General features: G+C 63.5%; 21 protein-coding genes and 1 other RNA gene. 12 read left to right on the top strand and 10 right to left on the bottom strand.

Annotated elements, in window-relative coordinates; genetic code table 11:
• Nucleotides 1-165 precede the first annotated feature (165 nt).
• From A9K71_RS13965 to ffs, 6 genes are all read right to left on the bottom strand, one after another.
• Nucleotides 166-1440: a lytic murein transglycosylase gene (locus A9K71_RS13965; protein WP_066996265.1), complete on the bottom strand. Its 1275-nt coding sequence runs from the start codon at nucleotides 1438-1440 to the stop codon at nucleotides 166-168.
• 184 nt (nucleotides 1441-1624) lie between these two features.
• Nucleotides 1625-2230, bottom strand: coding sequence for a recombination mediator RecR (gene recR / locus A9K71_RS13960; protein ID WP_066996262.1), 606 nt, complete (start codon nucleotides 2228-2230; stop codon nucleotides 1625-1627).
• Nucleotides 2231-2351: 121 nt separating this feature from the next.
• Entirely contained in the window at nucleotides 2352-3332 is a 981-nt protein-coding gene (locus A9K71_RS13955) for a cell wall hydrolase (RefSeq protein WP_066996474.1), read from the bottom strand.
• A 216-nt stretch (nucleotides 3333-3548) separates the two neighbouring features.
• The gene (locus A9K71_RS13950; protein ID WP_066996259.1) at nucleotides 3549-3872 is read right to left on the bottom strand and encodes a YbaB/EbfC family nucleoid-associated protein; all 324 of its coding nucleotides are present in this window, start codon (nucleotides 3870-3872) and stop codon (nucleotides 3549-3551) included.
• Nucleotides 3873-3962: 90 nt separating this feature from the next.
• Complete coding sequence (locus A9K71_RS13945) at nucleotides 3963-5774, bottom strand: DNA polymerase III subunit gamma/tau (RefSeq protein WP_066996256.1); 1812 nt, start codon at nucleotides 5772-5774, stop codon at nucleotides 3963-3965.
• 106 nt (nucleotides 5775-5880) lie between these two features.
• Nucleotides 5881-5977, bottom strand: an RNA gene (gene ffs / locus A9K71_RS13940) — signal recognition particle sRNA small type.
• 180 nt (nucleotides 5978-6157) lie between these two features.
• Here ffs and A9K71_RS13935 point away from each other — a divergent pair.
• Genes A9K71_RS13935 through A9K71_RS13925 form a run of 3 tightly spaced genes read left to right on the top strand, consistent with a single transcriptional unit; the run spans nucleotide 6158 to nucleotide 7868 of the window.
• On the top strand, nucleotides 6158-6577 hold the full coding sequence (locus tag A9K71_RS13935; RefSeq protein ID WP_066996253.1) for an HIT family protein: 420 nt from the start codon (nucleotides 6158-6160) through the stop codon (nucleotides 6575-6577).
• 39 nt (nucleotides 6578-6616) lie between these two features.
• Nucleotides 6617-7558, top strand: a complete 942-nt coding sequence (nudC, locus tag A9K71_RS13930; protein ID WP_066996250.1) for an NAD(+) diphosphatase — start codon at nucleotides 6617-6619, stop codon at nucleotides 7556-7558.
• 10 nt (nucleotides 7559-7568) lie between these two features.
• Nucleotides 7569-7868 carry a Dabb family protein gene (locus tag A9K71_RS13925; RefSeq protein ID WP_066996247.1) on the top strand — a complete coding sequence of 100 codons (300 nt, stop codon included), beginning with the start codon at nucleotides 7569-7571 and terminating at the stop codon, nucleotides 7866-7868.
• Nucleotides 7869-7880: 12 nt separating this feature from the next.
• Here the strand turns inward: A9K71_RS13925 and A9K71_RS13920 are convergent, their stop codons facing one another.
• Both A9K71_RS13920 and A9K71_RS13915 read right to left on the bottom strand, forming a co-directional pair.
• Entirely contained in the window at nucleotides 7881-8744 is an 864-nt protein-coding gene (locus A9K71_RS13920) for a prephenate dehydratase (RefSeq protein WP_066996244.1), read from the bottom strand.
• A gap of 26 nt (nucleotides 8745-8770) precedes the next feature.
• Entirely contained in the window at nucleotides 8771-9499 is a 729-nt protein-coding gene (locus tag A9K71_RS13915; RefSeq protein ID WP_066996241.1) for a 3-deoxy-manno-octulosonate cytidylyltransferase, read from the bottom strand.
• Between the two features lie 192 nt (nucleotides 9500-9691).
• Between A9K71_RS13915 and A9K71_RS13910 the strand changes: the two genes are divergently transcribed.
• From A9K71_RS13910 to A9K71_RS13875, 8 genes are all read left to right on the top strand, one after another.
• Entirely contained in the window at nucleotides 9692-10393 is a 702-nt protein-coding gene (locus tag A9K71_RS13910) for a cytochrome c family protein (RefSeq protein WP_066996238.1), read from the top strand.
• Nucleotides 10394-10549: 156 nt separating this feature from the next.
• Nucleotides 10550-12427 (top strand): extracellular solute-binding protein, encoded by a 1878-nt coding sequence (locus tag A9K71_RS13905; protein ID WP_066996236.1) that lies wholly within the window; start codon nucleotides 10550-10552, stop codon nucleotides 12425-12427.
• Nucleotides 12427-14304, top strand: a complete 1878-nt coding sequence (locus A9K71_RS13900) for an extracellular solute-binding protein (RefSeq protein ID WP_066996233.1) — start codon at nucleotides 12427-12429, stop codon at nucleotides 14302-14304. Before A9K71_RS13905 ends, A9K71_RS13900 begins: the two co-directional genes overlap by 1 nt.
• Nucleotides 14291-14584 carry a hypothetical protein gene (locus tag A9K71_RS13895; RefSeq protein ID WP_066996230.1) on the top strand — a complete coding sequence of 98 codons (294 nt, stop codon included), beginning with the start codon at nucleotides 14291-14293 and terminating at the stop codon, nucleotides 14582-14584. The genes A9K71_RS13900 and A9K71_RS13895 overlap by 14 nt, the downstream gene beginning before the upstream one ends.
• Entirely contained in the window at nucleotides 14584-15678 is a 1095-nt protein-coding gene (locus A9K71_RS13890; RefSeq protein WP_066996227.1) for a microcin C ABC transporter permease YejB, read from the top strand. Before A9K71_RS13895 ends, A9K71_RS13890 begins: the two co-directional genes overlap by 1 nt.
• The gene (locus tag A9K71_RS13885; RefSeq protein WP_066996224.1) at nucleotides 15678-16817 is read left to right on the top strand and encodes an ABC transporter permease; all 1140 of its coding nucleotides are present in this window, start codon (nucleotides 15678-15680) and stop codon (nucleotides 16815-16817) included. The genes A9K71_RS13890 and A9K71_RS13885 overlap by 1 nt, the downstream gene beginning before the upstream one ends.
• Nucleotides 16814-18442, top strand: a complete 1629-nt coding sequence (locus tag A9K71_RS13880) for an ABC transporter ATP-binding protein (protein ID WP_066996221.1) — start codon at nucleotides 16814-16816, stop codon at nucleotides 18440-18442. The genes A9K71_RS13885 and A9K71_RS13880 overlap by 4 nt, the downstream gene beginning before the upstream one ends.
• A 29-nt stretch (nucleotides 18443-18471) precedes the next feature.
• A complete protein-coding gene (locus A9K71_RS13875) occupies nucleotides 18472-19413 on the top strand; it encodes a glyoxylate/hydroxypyruvate reductase A (protein WP_066996218.1) in 942 nt (313 codons plus the stop codon).
• Here the strand turns inward: A9K71_RS13875 and A9K71_RS13870 are convergent.
• The gene (locus A9K71_RS13870) at nucleotides 19407-19790 is read right to left on the bottom strand and encodes a hypothetical protein (RefSeq protein ID WP_066996215.1); all 384 of its coding nucleotides are present in this window, start codon (nucleotides 19788-19790) and stop codon (nucleotides 19407-19409) included. The two genes, A9K71_RS13875 and A9K71_RS13870, sit on opposite strands and share 7 nt — an antisense overlap.
• A 75-nt stretch (nucleotides 19791-19865) precedes the next feature.
• A complete protein-coding gene (locus A9K71_RS13865) occupies nucleotides 19866-20783 on the bottom strand; it encodes a methyltransferase domain-containing protein (RefSeq protein WP_066996212.1) in 918 nt (305 codons plus the stop codon).
• 108 nt (nucleotides 20784-20891) lie between these two features.
• On the opposite strand from A9K71_RS13865, the gene A9K71_RS13860 reads away from it, so the two are divergent.
• Complete coding sequence (locus tag A9K71_RS13860; protein ID WP_066996471.1) at nucleotides 20892-21902, top strand: ligase-associated DNA damage response exonuclease; 1011 nt, start codon at nucleotides 20892-20894, stop codon at nucleotides 21900-21902.
• The last annotated feature ends 202 nt before the right edge of the window (nucleotides 21903-22104 follow it).

Raw genomic sequence — 22104 nt, 5'->3', positions numbered from 1 at the left:
CCAGTTGGTCAACACCCTATTCGGCGGCGTTCGAACCCGCAACGCGCATTTTGCGAGACAGCTTATTGGGCCAGAATGGGCCACCACGAGTCGACCCAGCTGCCGGCTAATCGAAGCCGCCGATTGGGAAAATCTGCCAACTCCTGGCCGCTTGGAAGTCGCCCGTCATTTTAGCTGCGCAACCAGGTTCGCGTCCGGAAAGCAGGTGGCGGCCTTGCCGTTCTTCGCTTGCCAGACGCCGATCGAGCGGCGTGTCTTGAAGCCGGGCAAGCCGTCGGCGCTGCCGACGTCGTAACCCTTCGCCTCCAGCGTCCGCTGCAGCGAAGCGATATCGGACCGGTGAAGATCGCCGACCGGCCCCCAGGTGCCGGCGAAGGTGGCGTCGCCCTTGGCGATGCGATCGGCGGCGTGGCCGATGAACAGCGCATAGAGGTCACTGGTGTTGTATTCCTTCAAGACATAGAAGTTCGGCGTGACGATGAAGGCAGGACCGCTGCGCCCGGCCGGCATCAGCAGAAACCCCTCGGCCTTCAATTCGCTCGCCGCGAACGCTTTGCCATCGGCGCGCCTGATGCCCATCGCCACCCAGTCGGATATCTTCTTTCCCTGGTCGGGTCCTTCGAGCGCGCAGGAGACGTTTGCCGGCGCAATCACCTCGGTTCCCCAGCCGCGCCCCCTCACCCAGCCATAGTGGACAAGATAGTTGGCGATGGAGGCGAGCACGTCCGGCGTCGAGTTCCAGATGTCGGGCCGGCCGTCGCCGTCGAAATCGACGGCATGCTTGAGGAAGGAAGTCGGCATGAATTGCGGCTGGCCGAGCGCGCCTGCCCAGGAGGACTTCATCGCATTGACCGGAGCCAGCCCGCGCTCGACGATCTCTAGTGCGGCCAGCACCTCGGTGCGGAAGAAATCCTTCTTCGTCGACATGAACGCCTTGGTGCCCAGCACCTCGAAGGCGTCGTAAGGCATCTTGGCGGCGCCGAAGCCGGTCTCGCGACCCCAGATCGCCAGCACGATCTCGCCAGGCACGCCGTACCGCTTCTCGATGAGCCCAAGCACGCGGGCGTTGGCGCTTTCGCGCGACCGTCCTCCGCCGGTGACGGCCCGAATGATCTTCTCGGCGAAATAATTGGCGGGCGGACCGAACTCCGCCTGGTGCTGTTTTTGCGGCGTCGCCGGCTTCTCGCCGGGCATGACGAGATCCGGCAGTTTCAGGTTCGGCTTCACGCCGATGAAGGCGGCGTCGAAGGTCTTTTTGGAAATGCCTTTGGCCTTGGCCTCGGGCCAGAGGTCGTTTTGCAGCCAGGCCTGGAATTGGTTGTCGATGGGCGTGGCGCGAGCGGGGAGGGTGAGGAGGACGGCAAGCGCGGCAAGGAAAAATGCGAAGCCGAATTTGGAAAAGCCGCGTTCTGTCGCGCCCCCCTCTGTCTTGCCGGACATCTCCCCCACTTGGGGGGAGATTGGCTGTTTCGGTGCCCCGCCTCTTCCTGCGACCTTGGATATTGGCGAAAGCCGGCGTGACGTCTGATCTCCCCCCTTGCGGGGGAGATGTCCGGCAGGACAGAGGGGGGTGGGACGGAGTGCGGCCTTTCCGGGAAAAACGCCAGTCACCAATCCCCTCCCCTCAAAACGCCGTCCTCGAGCGCAGCGCCGCGGCAAGCGTGCCTTCGTCGAGATAATCGAGCTCGCCGCCGACCGGGACGCCATGCGCGAGCCTAGTCACCTTGACCTCGAAACCCGAGAGCTGATCGGTCAGGTAGTGCGCCGTGGTCTGGCCCTCGACGGTGGCGTTGACGGCAAGGATCACCTCCTTCACCTCGCCGCCGGCGACACGGTCTACCAGCGAGCGGATGTTGAGCTGGTCCGGGCCGATGCCATCGAGCGGCGACAGCGTGCCGCCGAGCACGTGATAGCGCACATTCATAGCGGCGGCGCGTTCCAGCGCCCAGAGATCGGAGACGTCCTCGACGACGATAAGCGTGCCGGCATCGCGGCGTGGATCGGTGCAGATCATGCACGGGTCGGAGGTGTCGACATTGCCGCAGGTCGAGCAGATGCGCACTTTATCGGCCGCCTCGCCCATGGCTGCGGCTAAAGGCTCGAGCAGCTGCTCCTTCTTCTTGATGAGATGGAGAGCCGCGCGCCTTGCCGAACGCGGCCCGAGCCCCGGCACCTTGGCCAGGAGCTGGATCAGGCGTTCTATCTCTGGACCGGCGATTCTTTTCGACATCGCTCTGATCTAGAGCAATTCCGGGAAAAGTGCGAAACGGTTTTCAGAGCGCTTTGGTGACATCCGCAACAGGAAATGATCCGCCATGCCGTCAAGGCGGATCATTTGATGGCGGGTTGGCTCAGTAGGCTTCGAGCGGCCGGGACTGGCTGACAATCAGCGCGCCGATGGCGTCGGTGTTCTCGGGCGTCGACTGGAATCCCATCGCCGCTTCCTGCGGGGCGCTCGGAACGGAGGTGATGTAGCGGCCTTTCAACGTGCCGCCGAAGCGGGAGGCGTCGGGCTCCTCCATCGGCTCCTGCATCGCCACCATGATCGGCTTCGCGGTGACGCGGCCGGCCTTCTGCCCTGGCGCGGCGGAGGCCGTCACATAGGTCTGCTGGGCAGCAACGGTTGTGGTCTTGGCCGGAAGCGCCGGCGCGGCAGCCGCGGTCGTGGCGGCCGGATCAGCATGCACGATCGTCTTGACCACCGGCTCGGCGGAAGCGACGAGGACCGGAGCGGTGGGGTCGGTCTTCTGCGACTTGCCGGAGGCCATGGCGACCATGGGCTCATCCGGCAACGGCTGCCAGTTGCGGCCGCGCTTCTCATAGAAGGCATTGCCGCCGGCCACCATCGTGTAGTGCATGTTCTTGTAGGGGAAACGCAGGCCGGCGGTGTGGAAGAACATCGTGTTCTTGAGCTTGGCCTTGCGCTCGCCTTTCAGCACTGCCTCGGCGGCTTCCTCGACATCTGGCAATGCCCGCGAATTCATCGGGCGCGTCAGCACGCCTGGGGCGAACTGGCCCCTTTCGCCGACGACCTCGCAGATCGTGCTGCCATGCTGGCCCGAGCGCAGCCGGTTCATCACGACCGTACCGACGGCGATCATGCCGTCACGGCTCGACCGGTTGGACTCGAAGAACATCGCCCTTTGCAGGCACTCCTTGTCCTTCATCGAGTATTTGTAGGAACGCGAGCTGAGGAAGCTCGGGGTGACGGCGTCGGTCAGGCTCGCCACCGACATGCCATGTGAAGCGGTCTGGCTGCAGCCGGCCAGGAACAAGGGGGAAGCGGCGATGCCGATAAGCAGCAGCGGCGTCTTCCATCGCGTCGCGATCAACAAAAAAGCCTCATTTCCAGATGCCAGCCCGCCCCGAGATGTGGCAAGAATGAGACTCTTTCAGGCAAAAAGATGGCTAGATGGTTAGCAATCTCTGGACTTGGGTAAAACTTTATGAATGTCGCGAAATGAGCCCGTGAGCATGCCGGCAAAATGGTTAATATTGCGGCCCAGGCTCAATTCTCGTTCATAATCAATTAACTGGTGGCAGATGCCTTAGAACGGCAATTTCATTCCGGGCGGTATAGGCAGGCCCGCAGTCAATGCCTTGGTCTTTTCCTGCATGACCAGCTCGACCTTATTTTTGGCATCATTGTGAGCGGCCAACAGCAAGTCTTCGAGGATCTCCACCTCGTCGTCCTTCAGCAAGGACGGATCGATCTTCAGCGCCTTCATTTCGAACTTGCCGGTCAGGGTCACGCTAACCAGCCCGCCACCCGCCTGCCCAGTGGCTTCGAGGGTGGCGATCTCGTCCTGCATGGCCTGGAACTTGGCCTGCATTTCCTTTGCCTTGCCCATCAGGCCGAGAAGATCCTTCATCGTAAAACTTCCTCTTGTTGGAATCTACGTTAACGCGAGCATGATCTTGACCGAAACCGGTCCGTACTTTCCCTGACGCGTTCGTCAGCTCTAAATCTCTTCGTCGTCGGCAGCCGGCTCAACCGGCAGGTCGGCGTCAGCGCCTTCCGCTTCCGGCACATCCGGAATGCGCACATCGATGATCTTGGCGCCGGGAAAGCGAGCGAGGATGGCGGCGACGGTCGGATCGCTCCTGGCATCGGAGAAGGCGTTCTCGCGCTTGGTCGTCTCCATCTCGGCCAGCGTCTGGCTACCCTCTTCCTTCGACAGCGAGACCAGCCAGTTGCGGCCGGTCCAGGCACGCAGCTTGGAGGTCAGGTCGTTGAGCAGCATCTTGGGCGCATCGGCGGTCAGGCTGACGTCGATGCGGCCAGGCTCGATGCGCACCAGCCGCACGCAGCGCTTGACCAACACCTTGAAGGCGATGTCGCGGTTGGCATCGGCAAGGGCCACGATGTCGGCCAGCGACTTCACCGGAACGGCCGGTGTTTCGATGACCGGTTCGGGCGCCGGGACGAAGGCGGCGGGCGCGGGCTGCATCTCGACCAGCCGCATGGTCTGCCCTCCGCCGTTAGAGGCCGGCATCCGCGCCGGCGCCACGGCATTTGTGCCGCCGCCACTGCTTGCCGGCGCTCCATTGGCGCGCGGAGCGCCATTCGGCACAGGGGCCGCCCCCTCGAGCGATTTCAGCGCTTCGTCCAGCGTCGGCAGGTCGGCGGCGTGCGCCAGCCGGATCAGCACCATCTCGCCGGCGCTGACCGGACGGTTGGAGGACTGCACCTCGGGAATGCCTTTCAAGAGCATCTGCCAGGTTCGCGAGAGCACGCGCACGGACAGCGTGCTCGCAAATTCGGCGCCGCGCCGCCGCTCGTCCTCGGAGAGCGAGGCATCATTGGCCGCGACCGGCACGAACCGCAGACGCGTAACGAGGTGGTTGAATTCCGCCAGGTCGGTGAGCACCGCGGCCGGATCGGCGCCGGTATCGTATTGCGCGCGGAATTCGGACAAGGCCGCTGCAACATCGCCCTTCATGACGTGGTCGAACAGGTCGATGATGCGGGCGCGGTCGGCCAAGCCCAGCATGGCGCGAACGGCGTCAGCGCTGACGGTGCCGCTGCCATGGGCGATCGCCTGATCGAGGATGGAGAGCGAATCGCGTGCCGAGCCCTCGGCGGCCCGCGCAATCATCGCCAAAGCCTCATCATCGACGGAAATGCCTTCCTTGGCGGCAATCGAGGAAAGATGCGCGACGAGCGCGCCGGCATCGATGCGCCTCAGGTCGAAGCGCTGACAGCGCGACAGAACCGTGATCGGCACCTTGCGGATCTCGGTGGTGGCGAAGATGAATTTGACATGCGGCGGCGGCTCTTCCAGCGTCTTCAACAGGCCGTTGAAGGCCTGGGTGGAGAGCATGTGCACTTCGTCGATGATGTAGACCTTGTAGCGGGCCGAGACCGGCGCGTAGCGGACGCGGTCGATGATGTCCCTGATGTCGTCGATGCCGGTATGGGAAGCCGCGTCCATCTCGATGACGTCGACATGGCGGCCCTCCATGATCGCCTGGCAATGCTCGCCGGGGGTCGAAAGGTCGACGGAGGGCTGGTCGACGGTGGCGGTTTTATAGTTCAGGGCGCGTGCGAGAATGCGCGCCGTTGTCGTCTTGCCGACACCGCGCACGCCGGTCAGCATCCAGGCCTGGGCGATGCGGCCAGTGGCGAAGGCATTGGTGAGCGTGCGGACCATCGGCTCCTGGCCGATCAGTTCGGAGAAATTGGAGGGGCGGTATTTGCGCGCCAGCACGCGATAGGCGCCGGCCTTTCCTGTCTCCAGGCTTTCTGGCCCCGAATTTCCGGCTTCGCTCATTCGCCGTCAAAAGCTCCAAGGACCGCGACGGAAGGCGGCCGATTCCTGCGCATAGTCTCGCCCGCACGGCTCGGCGCCGTCAATGTCGCGGGAGAAAGGCGAAGAGGCGGGAGGCTGGAACAATGACCCGTTCCGGGCTCGTTAGGGCTGCTTCCTTCCGGACCTGACCCGGTTGGCGAGTGGATCGTCCACCACCAACCTCCCAAGCTCCATATCGGCAATTCAGCGGCGAAATGCAAGGGTCGTAGTGGATCACCGGCCAGGCCATGCGGTGCAGACGACCTTCAAATCCGCAGGAGCGGTCAATGATTCGCTTGCAGCCACCTTGCCGTCGCTCTAGCGTTCAGGGTTTGAAGCATTCTCGAAAAGTGAGGGAAACGCCCATGCTGCCTGGCCTAAAGGCCGGTTTCACACTGGACGCCCGATTGGAGGCGGACAGTGAGCAGCTCATGTGGCTCGGCCTGTGCGAGCTCCGGCTGATGAACGATCGCCGCTGGCCGTGGCTGGTCCTGGTGCCGCAGCGGCCGGGCGTGGAGGAAATCCACGACCTGACGCCGCTCGACCAGACGATGCTGACCTTCGAGACCAATATGGTGGCGCACGCGCTGAAGCGGGTGACCGGCTGCACCAAGATCAACACCGGGGCGCTCGGCAACATCGTGCGCCAGCTGCACGTCCATGTCATCGCCCGCAGCGAGAGCGACCCCGGCTGGCCAGGGCCGGTCTGGGGGCATGGCATGCGCGAGCCGTATGAGCGCTCCGACATCCGCCGGTTTGCCGAAAAGATCAAGGCAGCGCTATAAGCCCATCAGTGTCCACCCCGCGCTTTCCTCGAGTCTCCTATGAACTTTCGTCTGTTTGACGCGCCTTTGCGCGAGCCGAGCCAATTCGTCGGTTTCGCCGGCAACCGGATCGATCGGCAATCGGAAAACCGCGCCGACGACGCGGTCGAGAAGGCGCTTGGCGAGCGATCGGCGCGGCTGATGCTGATGCATGGCGGCAGGCTTTATCTGAAGCTCGACGACGGCAAATTCGACCCATGGTTCGAGGCGGCGGAAAGCGAGGCCTTCGAGGTTTCGCTCGACGGCGGCGTGCTGCTCGGCCTCTCGGAGAGCGGCCCGGTGCTGGCGGTGCCCGCCGGGATCGAACCGGAAAATCTGCCGGAAACGGTGAAGGCGATCGACTACCGCTCCGTCTATATGCAAGGGCTGATCGACGAAGCGGCGGCCGGTGCGCTGGCGCAAGGCGCTGCGCTGCTGGCCTGGCATGCCAGCCACGCTTTCTGCAGCAAATGCGGCAATCGCTCGGAGATGCGCGCCGGCGGCTACAGGCGGCATTGCCCGGCCTGCGGCACCGACCACTTCCCGCGCACCGATCCGGTGGCGATCATGCTGACGGCGACGCGCGAGAAATGCCTGCTCGGGCGCGGCCGGCATTTCGGGCCCGGCATGTATTCGGCCCTTGCCGGCTTCATCGAGCCCGGCGAGACGATCGAGGCGGCGGTGCGCCGCGAGACGCTGGAGGAGGCCGGAATCCGGCTCGGCCGCGTCGTCTACCACGCCAGCCAGCCCTGGCCGTTCCCCTATTCGCTGATGATCGGCTGCTTCGGCGAGCCGCTCAACGAGGACATCCAGGCCGACCTGAACGAGCTCGAAGACTGCCGCTGGTTTTCGCGCGATGAGGTGCGCTCGATGCTGGAGAGAACGCACCCCGGCGGCCTGATCACGCCGCCGAAAGGAGCGATCGCCCACCACCTCATCCGCGCCTGGATCAACAGCGAATAGGAGCCGAGAAATGATCCGTCATACCGTCGTGTTCACGCTGAAGCATCCGCCGCATTCGCTGGAGGCGAAGCGGTTCCTCCACGATGCCAAGAAGATCCTGACGGGGATCAAGGGTGTGACGCATTTCGAGCAGCTGCGCCAAGTGAGCCCCAAGAACGACTATCAGTTCGGCTTCTCGATGGAGTTCGCCGACCAGGCTGCCTACACCAGATACAACGAGCATCCCGACCACGTCGCCTTCGTGCGCTACCGCTGGCTGCCTGAGGTCGAGGCGTTCATGGAGATCGACTACGTGCCGCTGGGCTTTTAGCGCGACCCGGGCCTAATCGGCGACCTTCCACTGCTCGCGCGACGCGCTTGCCGGATAAACGCCGAGAATGCGCATCTCGCGCGAGAAGAAGCGCAATTCGTCGAGCGCCAGCTTGACCAGCGGATCATCGGGGTGGCCCTCGATGTCGGCATAAAACAGCGTCGCTGTGAAAGCGCCGAGCTGGTAGCTCTCGAGCTTGGTCATGTTGATGCCGTTGGTGGCGAAGCCGCCCATGGCCTTGTAGAGCGCGGCCGGCACGTTGCGGACGCGGAAGATGAAGGTGGTCATCATCTTGGCTTCCAGCGAGGGGCGCTCGGCCCATTGCTTGTTCTTGGTCAGCACGACGAAGCGGGTGACGTTCGAGTCGGTGTCCTCGACATTCTTCTCGATGATGTCGAGGCCGTAGAGCTCGGCGGCAAGCGCAGGCGCAAGTGCCGCCATCGTGCGGTCCTTGACCTCGGAGACCATCTTGGCCGATCCCGCCGTGTCGCCGGCGACAACCGGCTTCCAGCCATTCTTGCGGATGTATTTGCGGCATTGGCCAAGGGCATGGATATGGCTGTGCACGCTTCTGATCTCTTCGCGTTTCACGCCCGGCAGCACCATCAGCTGGAAATGGATGGGCAGGAAATACTCGCCGACGATGTGCAGGCGCGATTCCGGCAAAAGATGATGGATGTCGGCGACGCGCCCGGCAATCGTGTTCTCGATCGGGATCATGGCGAGCTCGGCCTTGCCGGTCTCGACCGCGTTGAAGGCGTCTTCGAAGGTGGGACAGGGCAACGGCTCCATCGAGGGGAACATGTTGCGGCAAGCGGTATCGGAATTAGCGCCCGGCTCGCCCTGGAAGGATATTCTGTTGGTCTTTTCAGGCATGCGCCAAGGTCTCGCTTACGGATGTCTCAGTTTGAAAGAATTTGCCTGGCGCGCTCGAGATCGTCGGGCGTGTCGACGCCGAGCGGCAGCGACCGGACGATCTCGGCATCGATGCGCATGCCGGCTTCCAGCGCCCGCAGCTGCTCCAGCCGCTCACGGCGTTCGAGCGGCGACGGCTTCAGCGCCACGAAACGTTCCAGCGCTGTCCGGCGGTAGGCATAGAGGCCGATGTGGTGATAGAGCGGGCCCTCCCCCCACGGCGCCGTGGCGCGCGTGAAATAGAGCGCCTTCAGCCTTGTCGCCGAGAGCGGCGAGCCGACGATCTTGACCACGTTCGGATTGGTCCTTTCCTCGTCGCGCACAATCTCGACGCCGAGCGTGGCTATGTCGACCGACGGGTCGGCGAAGGGCCGCAGCGATGCGCCGATGATCTCAGGATCGATGGTCGGCAGATCGCCCTGGACGTTGACGATGGTTTCGACCTTTTTCTCCGGGTCCAGCACGGTGAGCGCCTCGAAGATGCGGTCGGATCCCGATTCGTGGTCCGCGCGCGTCATCACCGCCTCGAAACCGTGATCCCTTACCGCCGAGGCGACCGCTTCGGTGTCGGTCGCCACCACCACACGGCCGAGCCCAGCCTCGGCGCCGCGGCGGGCGACATGGACGATCATCGGCGCGCCGGCGATGTCGGCCAGCGGCTTGCCCGGCAGGCGCGTCGAGGCCATGCGGGCGGGGATCAGGATCAATGTCGACATGGGACTTCTGGGACAGCCGGGGAAGCGGATGGAAAAGTGGCAAAACGTCTCACTGGAAGCGCCCTTATAGGTGTTGCAACGACGAAGCAAAAGACCTAGTTTCCGCGCGATTTAACGGGCCCGTTGGGGCCTTCGCTATACCGACGGACGGAGTGGACGGGACGGTCCGCCGGAAAAGGGAGCAAGGGGCGTATGGATTCCAACGAAGTCAACAAGCTGCTCGCCGGATTCCTCGGAACCTGTTTCGTCGTCTTTTCCGTGGGCATCGTTTCCGACGGGCTGTTTGCCTCCCCCGCTCCCGAGAAGCCGGGCTTCGCCATCGAGGCGGCCGAGCCGGCCGAAGGCGGCGGCGCTGCCGCGCCCGCGGCCGAAGCCAAGCCGATCGCCGACCTGCTCGCCACCGCCAATGCCGAGACGGGCGCCGCCATTTTCAAGAAGTGCCAGGCCTGCCATTCCGGCGAAAAGGGCGGCCCCAACAAGGTCGGTCCGGACCTCTGGGACATCATCGATCGCCCCGTCGCCGAGCATGAGGGCTTCGCCTATTCGGCCGGCATGAAGGATTTTTCCAAGGGCGGCGCCGAGAAGTGGACCTACGACAACCTCAACCACTTCATCAACGCGCCGAAGAAGTTCGTGAAGGGCACGGCGATGGGCTTTGCCGGCCTGCCGAAGGACGAGGACCGCGCCAACGTGATCGCCTATCTGCGCACGCTGTCGGACAATCCGAAGCCGCTGCCGCAGCCGGGCGCTTCGGCGGAAGCCAAGCCCGCCGAAGGCGCCGCCGCGGCGAAGCCGGCCACAGGTGCCGCACCCGCCAAGCCGGCCGAAGGTGCGGCTCCGGCAAAGCCGGCCGAAGGTGCCGCCCCGGCCAAGCCGGTTGCGCCGGCGCAATAAACATTTCGTCATAAAGACACCTTGGAAAAGCCGGGTTCATCCCGGCTTTTTTGTTAGGAAAGCCGCATATGCTGAGACAAAAGCCGGCGCTTGCGGTTTTCACCGGCGTCAAATGATCTAGATTGCCGGTGGGTACTGTTGCGACGAGGAGAACGCATGACGGTCGGCCGCTCCCGGACGTTTTTCGCATCGATGCTGGCGATCGCCTTCGCCGCCAGCCTGCAGGCCAGCCTCGCTGATGAGTGGCACACCACGTCCTCGCTGACCGGCCCGTCCAAATACGGCGAAAATTTCCAACGCTACGACTATGTCAATCCGGACGCTCCCAAGGGTGGCGCCCACGATTCCGTCGTTGTCGGCACTTTCGACAGCTTCAATCCCTATATCGTGCCGGGGTCGCCGGCCGCGGGGCTCGCCGGGTTCGGCGGCGGCCTGCTCTACGACACGCTGATGGACCAGGCGACCGACGAGGGCAGCGTCAGCCACCCGCTGGTTGCCGAGGCCTATAAATACCCGCCCGACTATTCCTCTGCGACCTACCGGCTCGACCGGCGAGCGAAATGGCATGACGGCCAGCCGATCACCGTCGACGATGTGGTCTGGTCGTTCCAGGTGCTGAAGGCCAACGCCCCCCAATACAACCGCTATTTCGAGAACGTTACCGACGCGGTGGCGATTTCCGACCGCGAGGTCGAGTTTCATTTCAACCAGAAGGGCAACCGCGAGCTGCCCAAGATTATCGGCGATCTGGTCGTCCTGCCGAAGCACTGGTGGGAGGGCACCGATGCCAGCGGCAAGAAGCGCGACATCACCAGGCCGACTCTCGAGCCGCCGCTGGGATCAGCCGCCTACAAGATCGCCAGCTTCAAGCCGGGTTCCGAGATCGTCTGGCAGCGCGTGGCTGATTACTGGGGCGCCAAGCTGCCGGTGAAGATCGGCCGGGAGAACTTCGACACCCAGCGCTTCACCTACATACTGGACGAGAATGCTGCGTGGCAGGCCTTTACCAAGGGCGGGCTAGACGACATCAAGGCCGAAAACAGCTCGCGGCGCTGGGCGACGGCTTACAACTTTCCGGCGGTGAACGCCGGCGACGTGATCAAAAAGGAATTCAAGACCACTTCGCCGGAGCCGATGCAGGCCTTCATGCTGAACCAGCGCCGGGCGCTGTTCCAGGATCGCCGGGTCCGCGAGGCGCTGACCTATCCCTATGACTTCGAGACGATGAACCGAACGCTGTTCTTCAATTCCAACACGCGCACCCAAAGCTATTTCCAAGGTACGGAACTCGCGTCGAGCGGTCTGCCGCAAGGCAAGGAACTCGAAATCCTGGAGAAGTATCGCGACAAGCTGCCGCCTGAACTTTTCACCCAGGAATTCAAGCTGCCGGTCTACGACTCACCACAAGCGGAGCGGAAATATCTGAAGCAGGCTGTCGACCTCTTCGCCCAGGCCGGCTGGGTGATCAAGGGCGGCAAGATGATGAACGCCAAGACCGGCGCGCCGTTCAAATTCGAGATCCTCGGCACGTCCGACACGGATCAGATCCTCTCCGGCAACTATATCGCCAATCTGCGCAAGATCGGCGTCGATGCGACGCTGCGCATCATCGACCCAAGCCAGTACGTCAACCGCGTCAACAATTTCGACTACGACGTCATCACCAACGTGCTGCAGCAGTCGGATTCGCCCGGCAACGAACAGCGCGATTTCTGGAGTTCGAAGTCCGCCGATTCACCCGGATCGCGCAATTACTCCGGCATCAAGGATCCGGTCGTCGACGCGCTGGTGGACCGCGTCATCTTCGCCACCGACCGCGACGATCTCGTCGCCGCGACCCACGCGCTCGATCGCGTGCTGTTGTGGAACTACTATACCGTGCCGCAATACTACCGCGCGGTGGTCTGGCTTGCCTACTGGAACAAGTTCGGCATGCCCGAAAAGCAGCCCTCCTACCGTGGCGCCGATATCGACTCCTGGTGGATCGATACGGCGAAGGAAAAGGCATTGACCGCCAAATACAGGGGCAACTGATGAGGCGGCAGACATTGCTTCCTCGTCGCGACTTCCTGGCGCTCGGCGCGGCGACGACTGCCGCAGCGCTGCTGCCGGGTCGGGCTTTCGCCCAGACCCCGACCGGTGTCAAATTGCATGGGCTGTCGGCGTTCGGCGATTTGAAATACAAGCCTGACTTCGCGCATTTCGACTATGTCAACGTCGATGCGCCGCAAGGCGGCACCTTCAATTTCTCGCCGCCCAACTGGGGCCAAAACCAGAGCCCTTTGACGTTCAACACGCTGAACTCCTTCGTGCCCAAGAGCGATGCGCCGCAGCGCATGGAAATGTGCTTCGATTCGCTGATGGTGCGGGCGCTCGACGAGCCTGACGCCGTCTATGGGCTGATCGCCGACGGGGTCACAATTTCCGACGACCGCAACGGCTTCACCTTCTCGCTGCGCCCGCAGGCGCGCTTCCATGACGGCACGCCGCTCACCGCCGACGATGTCGCCTTCACCTTCAAACTGCTGAAGGACAAGGGGCATCCGGATTATTCGCTGTCGTTGACGCATCTCGACAACGCGGTGGTGAAGGACGCCCATACGGTCGAGCTCAAGTTCTCCGGCAAGCAATCGGCCCGTACCATCCTGAACGTCGTCGCGTTTCCGATCCTGTCGAAGGCCTTCTTTACGGCCAACCCCTTCGATTCGTCCCAGCTCAACCCGCCGCTCGGCTCAAGCGCCTACAAGGTCGGGCGCTGGTCGGCGGGCGCCTGGATCGAGTACGAGCGGGTGGCCGATTATTGGGGCAACGACCTGCCGGTCAACCGCGGCCAGAACAATTTCCAGCGTATCCGCATCGAATTCTACCAGGACCGCACGGCCGGCTTCGAGGCCTTCAAGAAGGGCGAGATCCTCTATCGCGAGGAATTCACCTCACGCGTCTGGGCGACGGCTTACAACTTTCCGGCCTTTACCGCCGGCAGGGTGGTGAAGCACGAATTCCCGGCCGAGACGGTGCCGTCGATGCAGGCGACAGCCGTCAACCAACGGCGCGCGCAGTTCCAGGACCCGCGCGTTCGGCAGGCTATCGCGCTCTGCTTCGACTTCGAATGGACGCGACGCAATTTCTTCTATGGCTCCTATGAGCGCTCGCAATCCTGCTTCGAGAAATCAGATTTTCGCGCCGAAGGCGTGCCGCCGCCGCCAGAACTCGCGCTGATGCAGCCCCTGCGCGAGAAGCTGCCGCCGGAGGCCTTCGGCGAAGCGGTGACGCAGCCAGCCTCGGACGGCTCGGGACGCGACCGCAAACTGCTTGGTAAGGCGGCGAAGCTGCTTGCCGAAGCCGGCTGGAAACGCTCCAGCGATTTCGTCGTCAACGACAAGGGCGCGCGGCTGCCCGCCGAGTTCCTCGTGGAAGACGAGACCTTCGTGCAGGTGTATTCGCCCTGGGTCGCCAACATGAAGGCGATCGGCATCGACGCTTCGATCCGGCTGGTCGATTCCGCCCAATACCAGCTTAGGCAATCGACCTTCGATTTCGATCTGATCTCGGCCGCCTTCTCTTTCAGCGCCACGCCGACACGCGACGACCTCGAGATCTTCTTCCATTCGCGAAGCGCGTCGGTTTCAGGCTCTCGGAACCTGCCGGGCATAGCGAGTCCGGCTATAGACGCGCTGATCGACGCCGTCGGCGCGGCCAAGGACCGTGAGAGCCTCACCGTCGCCATGCGGGCGCTCGATCGGGCCTTGCGCGCTCGGCGCGATTGGATTCCAAGTTGGTATCTGGCGAATCACCGAAGCGCCTATTGGGACATGTTCGGCTTTCCCGAGCAGAAGCCCGATTTCGGCTTTCCGGTCGAAGCGCTGTGGTGGGTCGACAAGGGCAAGGCGGCGAAAATTGGCAAAGGGTGACTTTCATGCGGGCGAAGGTGCCGCCCCTCACCTGCCTGCCGGCATCCTCTCCCCGTATAGTGACGGGGAGAGGGAAGCCTTCATCTTTGGTTTCGCCAATCACAAGCGGCGTGGCGAAAGTGCCGAGATTGCGGCCAGCCCCTTTCTCCCCGTCACTATAGGAGGAGAAATGTCCGGCAGGACGATGAGGGGCGGCGCCGACGCCGACAATTGGTCTGAAGCGATTGCCTCGGGGGCACCTCCAGATACAGTGGTCTTCCCCAAGGAGGGCAACATCTGATGGGCGCCTATATCCTGCGCCGCATCCTTCTGATGATCCCGACGCTGTTCGGCATCATGGCGATCTCGTTCGCCGTCATCCAGTTCGCGCCGGGCGGCCCGGTCGAGCAGGTCATCGCCAAGCTCACCAACCAGGGCGGCACCGATCGCCTGGGCGGCGGCGGTGGCGACGCGGGCGCCACCAATTTCGACGTCGCCGGCGATGTCGGCTCGAAGTATCGCGGCGCTCAAGGGTTGGATCCCGAATTCATCAAGAAGCTCGAAAAGCAGTTCGGCTTCGACAAGCCGCCGCTCGAGCGCTTCGGCATGATGCTGTGGAACTATGCCCGATTCGACTTCGGCGACAGCTATTTCCGCGACATCTCGGTGCTCGACCTGATCCTGGAAAAGATGCCGGTGTCGATCTCGATCGGGCTCTGGATCACGCTGCTCTCCTACCTGATCTCGATCCCGCTCGGCATCCGCAAGGCGGTGCAGGACGGCTCGACCTTCGATGTCTGGACGAGCGGCGTGGTGATCGTCGGCTACGCCATCCCGGGCTTCCTGTTCGGCATCCTTTTGATGGTGCTGTTTGCCGGCGGCTCGTTCTGGGATTGGTTCCCGCTGCGCGGCATCGTTTCCGACAATTGGGACCAGTTGTCCTGGCCGGACAAGATCATCGACTATTTCTGGCACATGACGCTGCCGCTGACCGCGCTTGTGCTGTCGGCCTTCGCCACGACGACGCTTTTGACCAAGAACTCGTTCCTCGAGGAGATCCGCAAGCAATATGTGGTGACGGCGCGCGCCAAGGGTCTCTCGGAGCGCAAGGTGCTATACGGCCATGTCTTCCGCAACGCTATGCTGATCGTTATCGCAGGGTTCCCGGGAGCCTTCATCTCGGCCTTCTTCACCGGCTCGCTGCTGATCGAGAACATCTTCTCGCTCGACGGGCTCGGCCTGCTCGGCTTCAAGTCGGTGATCGACCGCGACTATCCGGTGGTCTTCGCCAATCTCTACATCTTCTCGCTGCTCGGCCTGTTCGTCGCCCTGCTCTCGGACCTGATCTACACCTGGGTCGATCCGCGCATCGATTTCGAGCGGAGAGACGTCTGATGACGGCAGCTTCGGCAGAAACCAAGCCGGCCCGCGCCGCCCGGCCGTGGTTGTCGCCGCTCAATCAGCGGCGGCTGCAAAACTTCAAGGCGAACCGGCGCGGCTACTGGTCGCTGTGGATCTTCCTGTTGCTGTTCGTGCTGTCGCTGTTTTCCGAATTGATCGCCAACGACAAGCCCATCATCGCCTCCTACAAGGGCGAGATCCTGTTTCCGGTGCTGGTCGCGTATCCGGAGGAGAAATTCGGCGGCTTCTATGCCGTCACGGACTATCGCGATCCGGTGATCCAGGACGAGATCAATGCCAATGGCTGGATGATCTGGCCGCCGGTCCGCTACTCCTACCAAACGGTCAACAACGCCATCCCTGAAGCCGCACCCGCCAAGCCGTCATGGCTTTACGACAAGAAGACGCGCTGCAGCCAGTATCCGCAGGGCGAAGCCGATCCCAACTGCGTCGTCGGCAACTGGAATTGGCTGGGCACCGACGACCAGGCGCGGGACGTGCTGGCACGCGTGCTTTACGGCTTCCGCATCTCGGTGCTGTTCGGGCTGATCCTGACGCTCGGCTCCTCGCTGATCGGCGTCGCGGCGGGCGCGGTGCAAGGCTATTTCGGCGGCTGGACGGACCTTCTGTTCCAGCGCTTCATCGAGATCTGGTCGGCGATCCCGGTGCTTTATCTGCTGCTCATCGTCTCCGCCATCCTGCCGCCCGGCTTCTTCATTCTGCTCGGCCTGATGCTGCTGTTCTCCTGGGTGGCGCTGGTCGGCGTAGTGCGGGCCGAGTTCCTGCGCGCGCGCAACTTCGAATATGTCAACGCGGCGCGCGCGCTTGGCGTGCCCAACCTCACCATCATGTTCCGCCATCTCCTGCCCAACGCCATGGTGGCGACGCTGACCTTCCTGCCCTTCCTGCTCTCGGGCTCGATCTCGACGCTGACCTCGCTCGACTATCTCGGCTTCGGCCTGCCGCCGGGTTCGGCCTCGCTCGGCGAATTGCTGAAGCAGGCGCAACGCAATCTCAACGCGCCATGGCTCGGCATCTCGGGCTTCATCGTGATTTCGCTGATGCTGTCGCTGCTGGTCTTCATCGGCGAGGCGACGCGCGATGCCTTCGATCCGCGCAAGACGTTCAAATGAGCGAGCCTCTGCTTTCCGTCCGCGATTTGAGTGTCGCCTTCGCGCAAGGCGGCAAGCAGTCGATTGCCGTCGACCACGTCTCCTTCGACATCGGCAAGGGCGAGACGGTCGCGCTGGTCGGCGAATCCGGATCCGGCAAATCGGTCTCCGCGCTCTCAGTGCTGAAGCTGTTGCCCTATCCGTCGGCCAGCCACCCCTCGGGAAAGATCCTGTTCCACGGCGCCGACCTGCTCCACGCCAACGAAAGGACGCTGCGCGGCGTGCGCGGCAACAAGATCACCATGATCTTCCAGGAGCCGATGACCTCGCTCAATCCGCTGCATACGATCGAGCAGCAGATCGTCGAGGTCCTGAAGCTGCATCAGGGGCTGGGCGATCGCCAGGCCCACGCTCGCACGTTGGAGCTGCTCACCGAGGTCGGCATACGCGACCCGCAGAAGCGGCTCGATGCCTATCCGCACCAGCTCTCCGGCGGCCAGCGCCAGCGCGTCATGATCGCCATGGCCTTGGCCAACGAGCCGGAACTCTTGATCGCCGACGAGCCGACGACGGCGCTCGACGTGACCGTGCAGGCGCAGATCCTCGAACTGCTCGCCGGCCTGAAAAGCCGCAAGCGCATGTCGATGCTATTCATCACCCATGACCTCGGCATCGTCAGAAAGATCGCCGACCGCGTCTGCGTCATGACGAAGGGCAAAATAGTCGAGACCGGGCCGACCAAGGAGATCTTCGCCAACCCGCAACACGCCTATACCAAGCACCTCTTGGCCGCCGAGCCGAAGGGCAAACCGCCGGCGGCGAATGCCGATGCCACGGCGGTGATGACCGGCAAGGACATCAAGGTCTGGTTCCCGATCAAGCGGGGCTTCTTCCGCCGCACCGTCGACCATGTGAAGGCGGTGGACGGCATCGACGTTACCGTGCGCGCCGGCCAGACGCTCGGCGTCGTCGGTGAATCCGGCTCCGGCAAGACGACGCTCGGCCTGGCGCTCGCGCGGATGATCTCGTCCACGGGCGCGATCAACTTCAACGGGCGCGACATCAACCAGCTTTCCTTCAGCGCCATGCGGCCGCTGCGGCGCGAACTGCAGATCGTCTTCCAGGACCCGTTCGGATCCTTGAGCCCGCGCATGTCGGTCGCGGAGATCATCGAGGAAGGGCTGAAGATCCACGCGCCGAAACTCTCGCCCGATGAGCGCGACGACAAGGTCGTCGAGGTGCTGAAGGAAGTCGGTCTCGACCCGGAGACGCGTCACCGCTATCCGCATGAATTCTCGGGCGGCCAGCGCCAGCGCGTCGCCATCGCACGCGCCATGGTGCTCAACCCGCGCTTCGTCATGCTCGACGAGCCGACCTCGGCGCTCGACATGAGCGTGCAGGCGCAGGTGGTCGATCTGTTGCGCAACCTGCAGGCCAGGCACAACCTCGCCTATCTCTTCATCAGCCACGACCTGAAGGTCATCCGCGCCCTTGCCAACGACGTGATCGTCATGCGCAATGGTCAGATCGTCGAAGCCGGGCCGTCCGAACAGATTTTCGACCGCCCGCAAACCGACTATACGAGGGCGCTGATCTCGGCCGCGTTCCGGATCGAAACGGCACCGACCGGGGTTGTCAGCGAGTAGGCTGGAAATACAGGAAAGACACTCCACGAATGGAAAAAGGCAAAGTCTTGCTTGCCCTCACCGGCTTTCACCCGCAGCGCTGGCGCGAACTGCTCGCGGCCGAGCGCGAGGTGGTGCTGGAGCCCGATGGTCCGAGCGATCCCTCGATCGCTTATGCAGTGGTGTGGAAGCAGAAACCGAATCTGTTGTCGTCGCTGCCCAATTTGCGCGCCATCTTCTCGATCGGCGCAGGCGTCGACCATATCTTCGCCGACCCCGGCCTGCCCGAGGTGCCGATCGTCCGGGTCGTTGCCGACAATCTCACGCAATACATGACCGAGTATGTCGTCTGGCGCGTGCTCGACCACCATCGCCAGGGCATGCTCTACCGAGCGCAGCAGCAGAAGAAGACCTGGCACGAGCCGCCGCAACGCCCGGCCGGCGACATCTCCGTCGGCATCATGGGTCTCGGCAACCTTGGCCGCGCCGCGGCATCGGTGCTTTTGGCGCTAGGCTTCGCCGTGAACGGCTGGTCGCGAACCGAGCACCCGATGCAGGGGGTCTCGACCTATTTCGGCGAAGGCGGGCTGATCCCCTTCCTCAACGCCACCGACATCCTGGTGGTGCTGTTGCCGCTGACGCCGCGCACGCAAGGCATCGTCAATTACGCCGTTCTGAAGGAATTGCGCAAACGCAACGGCCTCGGCGGCTCGGTGCTGATCAACGCCGGGCGCGGGCGGCTGCAGAAGGATGCCGACATCCTGCGCGCGCTGGAAGACGGCACGCTGAAGGAAGCGAGCCTGGACGTGTTCGAGGTCGAGCCGCTGCCCAAGACGAGCCCGTTGTGGAGCCATCCGAAAGTGTTCGTGACGCCGCATGCGGCGGCGACCTCGGACCCGGCCCATCTGGTGCCGATCATGCTTCGGCAGATGGCCGCCTTCGAGCGCGGCGAAAAGCTCGAAAACGTCGTCGATCGCGAAGCGGGTTACTGAGCAGACGCCGGCTTCGAGCCCGGCAGCGCGAACTTGTCCTTCTTCTTCGGCTTGCCGCAATCGCGCCGTTCGATCGAGCGGTTCATTGCGTCGATCTCGCCGCTCGCCTTGTCGCTGTCGCGCTGCGCCCTGGAGCGCATGTCCGGCGTGAACGGGCCAAAACCCATCGCCGGATTGGAGAAAGCCGGTTTTGCGGTGACCGGCAGATTGTATTGCTGCGCCAGCGCGTTGCGGTTGGCCAGCAGCTGGTCGCAGGGCACGCTGTCATATTGCAGCGAGGATTGGACGTTTTCGTCCTGGCGCTCCGCCATCGAAGTGCCGCCAACGCAGCCGGCCGTCATCAGGCAAGATGCCAACACAGCCATGGTCCAGCGCATGGTAATTCTCCGTGCCATATCGCCCAAGCCTAAGCCGACACGCGATTCGGGCTTTTTCGCGAGCAGCCGTCGCCCTCATTCCGCCGGCCTGCGACGGGCTATTACAGCAAGGCCTCCTACGGCCTCGCCGCGGTCATGCCGGATGGTCGTGCTTTCCAGCGACAGGATCGCAAACCCGCTGTCGGCGAGAACGTGCCGCACATAAGCCTCGGAATGCGCGTAGCGCCGCGAGGGCAGCAATGCAAAGTCATCGCCACCGGCAAATGTCTCGACCGAGAACGCACAGAGCCCTTCATCGACCAGACTGTCGGCAACTGCTCCAACAATGCGTTCGAGCGCCCCGACATAGATGAACACGTCGGCGGCGACCACGAGGTCGGCTTTCGCGTCGGGTCGACAGAAATGCTGGAGATCGGACTTGGAAAGCCGGTCGTAGATGCCTTTGGCGCGCGCCTTCCGCAACATGCTGCTCGAAATGTCATAGCCTTCCAGCCGGTCGACGATCGGGCGCAGCCTTTCGCCCATCAGGCCGGTGCCGCAGCCGAGGTCGAGCGCCAGCCGGAACCGGCTCGGGCTCGCCGCGCGAATGGCGCGCTCGAGAAACTCGGGCATCCGATAGCGGAGTTTCCCGACCAGCGATTGCTCGAAACTGTCGGCATAGTGATCGAACAGGGTCTCGACGAAAGCGCTGGGCGGAGCCGCTGCCACCGGCGCATGACCGATCAGTTGCAGCTTGAGCGCGGAACCCAGCCGGTCCGCGGGATCGAGCTTCATGGCCATCGCCCATGCGTGCGCGGCCTGGTGGGGAAAACGTGCGGCTTCCTGCATCTCGCCGAGCCGGAACCAGCCCGCCGTCCATTGCGGCGCCAGCTCCAGCGCGCCAAGCAAAAGCTCCGCCGCCTGCGCAGGCTCGCCGGAGGCCAGCAGCATCTCGGCAAAGTCGGCGCGACGGTCGGCGTTCAAATCGCCGGACGAGGCTTGAAATGGTTTCATGGTTCCGTTGATCCCGCCGGTGTGCGAACCGGCGGCCGGCTGTAGGACGAGTCAGCAGTCTGTTGCAACAGGCTTCCCGCGTCGAATTTAGCCACTATGTTCAAGGCCATGCGCGCCAGCGACCTGCTCAAGCCACGACCCGAAGGGCTCTACTGCCCGCCAGGCGATTTCTTCATCGATCCGGTGCGGCCGGTCAGCCGCGCGCTGATCACGCACGGCCATTCCGATCATGCGCGCTCAGGCCACCGCTCGGTGCTTGCCACACAGCAAACGCTCGACATCATGGGTCTGCGCTATGGCGAGGATTTCGCCGAAACCACGCAGGCAGCCGTCATCGGCGAGACGATCGATATCAACGGCGTCTCCGTCACTTTCCATCCGGCCGGGCATGTGCTGGGTTCGGTGCAGATCGTCGTCGAGCATCAGGGCCTGCGCATCGTCGCCTCCGGCGACTACAAGCGCCAGAAGGACGCTACCTGCCTGCCGTTCGAGCCGGTGCCTTGCGATGTCTTCATCACCGAGGCGACCTTCGGGCTGCCGGTGTTCCGGCACCCGCCGGACCATGAGGAGATCGCGCGCCTGCTCAAATCGGCGATGCAATTTCCCGAGCGTTCGCACCTGATCGGCGCCTATGCGCTGGGCAAGGCGCAGCGCGTCATGCGGCTGCTGCGCGAGGCCGGTTACGACAGGCCGATCTACATCCACGGCGCGCTGGCCAAGCTCAGCGAATATTACCAGAGCCAAGGCATCGATCTGGGGCAACTCGAACCAGCGACGGTGGAAAGCGGCGGCAAGGCCGATTTCGAAGGCGCCATCGTCGTCGGGCCGCCGGCCGCCTTCGCCGACCGCTGGGCGCGGCGCTTCCCCGACCCGATCGCCTGCTTCGCTTCAGGTTGGATGCGCATCCGTCAGCGCGCCAAGCAGGGCGGCGTCGAGCTGCCGCTGATCATTTCCGACCATGCCGACTGGGACGAGCTCATCGCCACGATCAAGGAAACCGGCGCCGAGGAGGTCTGGGTGACGCATGGCCGCGAGGAAGCGCTGGTGCGCTGGTGCGAGTTGGAGGGCATCGCCGCGCGGCCGCTGCATCTTGTTGGGTATGAGGACGAGGGCGATTGATGGAACAGTGTTCGCCAATCGCTGCCGCCGAGTTCTACGGCGCCCCCCTCTGTCCTGCCGGACATCTCCCCCTCAAAGGCAGGGCTATCGCATATGAGTAAAGAGTTCATAGAAGAAGTCTTTGCTCCAGTTGGCCCTGCGCATCTTGCTGGCGATTGGTTTGTCGAGCGGATGGGCAGCCAAGATGTTTTGGGCGAGCCTG

Origin of the sequence: Mesorhizobium sp. WSM3873 (assembly GCF_001672445.1) — a bacterium.
GTDB lineage: Bacteria > Pseudomonadota > Alphaproteobacteria > Rhizobiales > Rhizobiaceae > Mesorhizobium.
The sequence above is the reverse complement of the archived record's forward strand: the minus strand, read 5'-3'. Positions and strand labels throughout refer to the sequence as shown.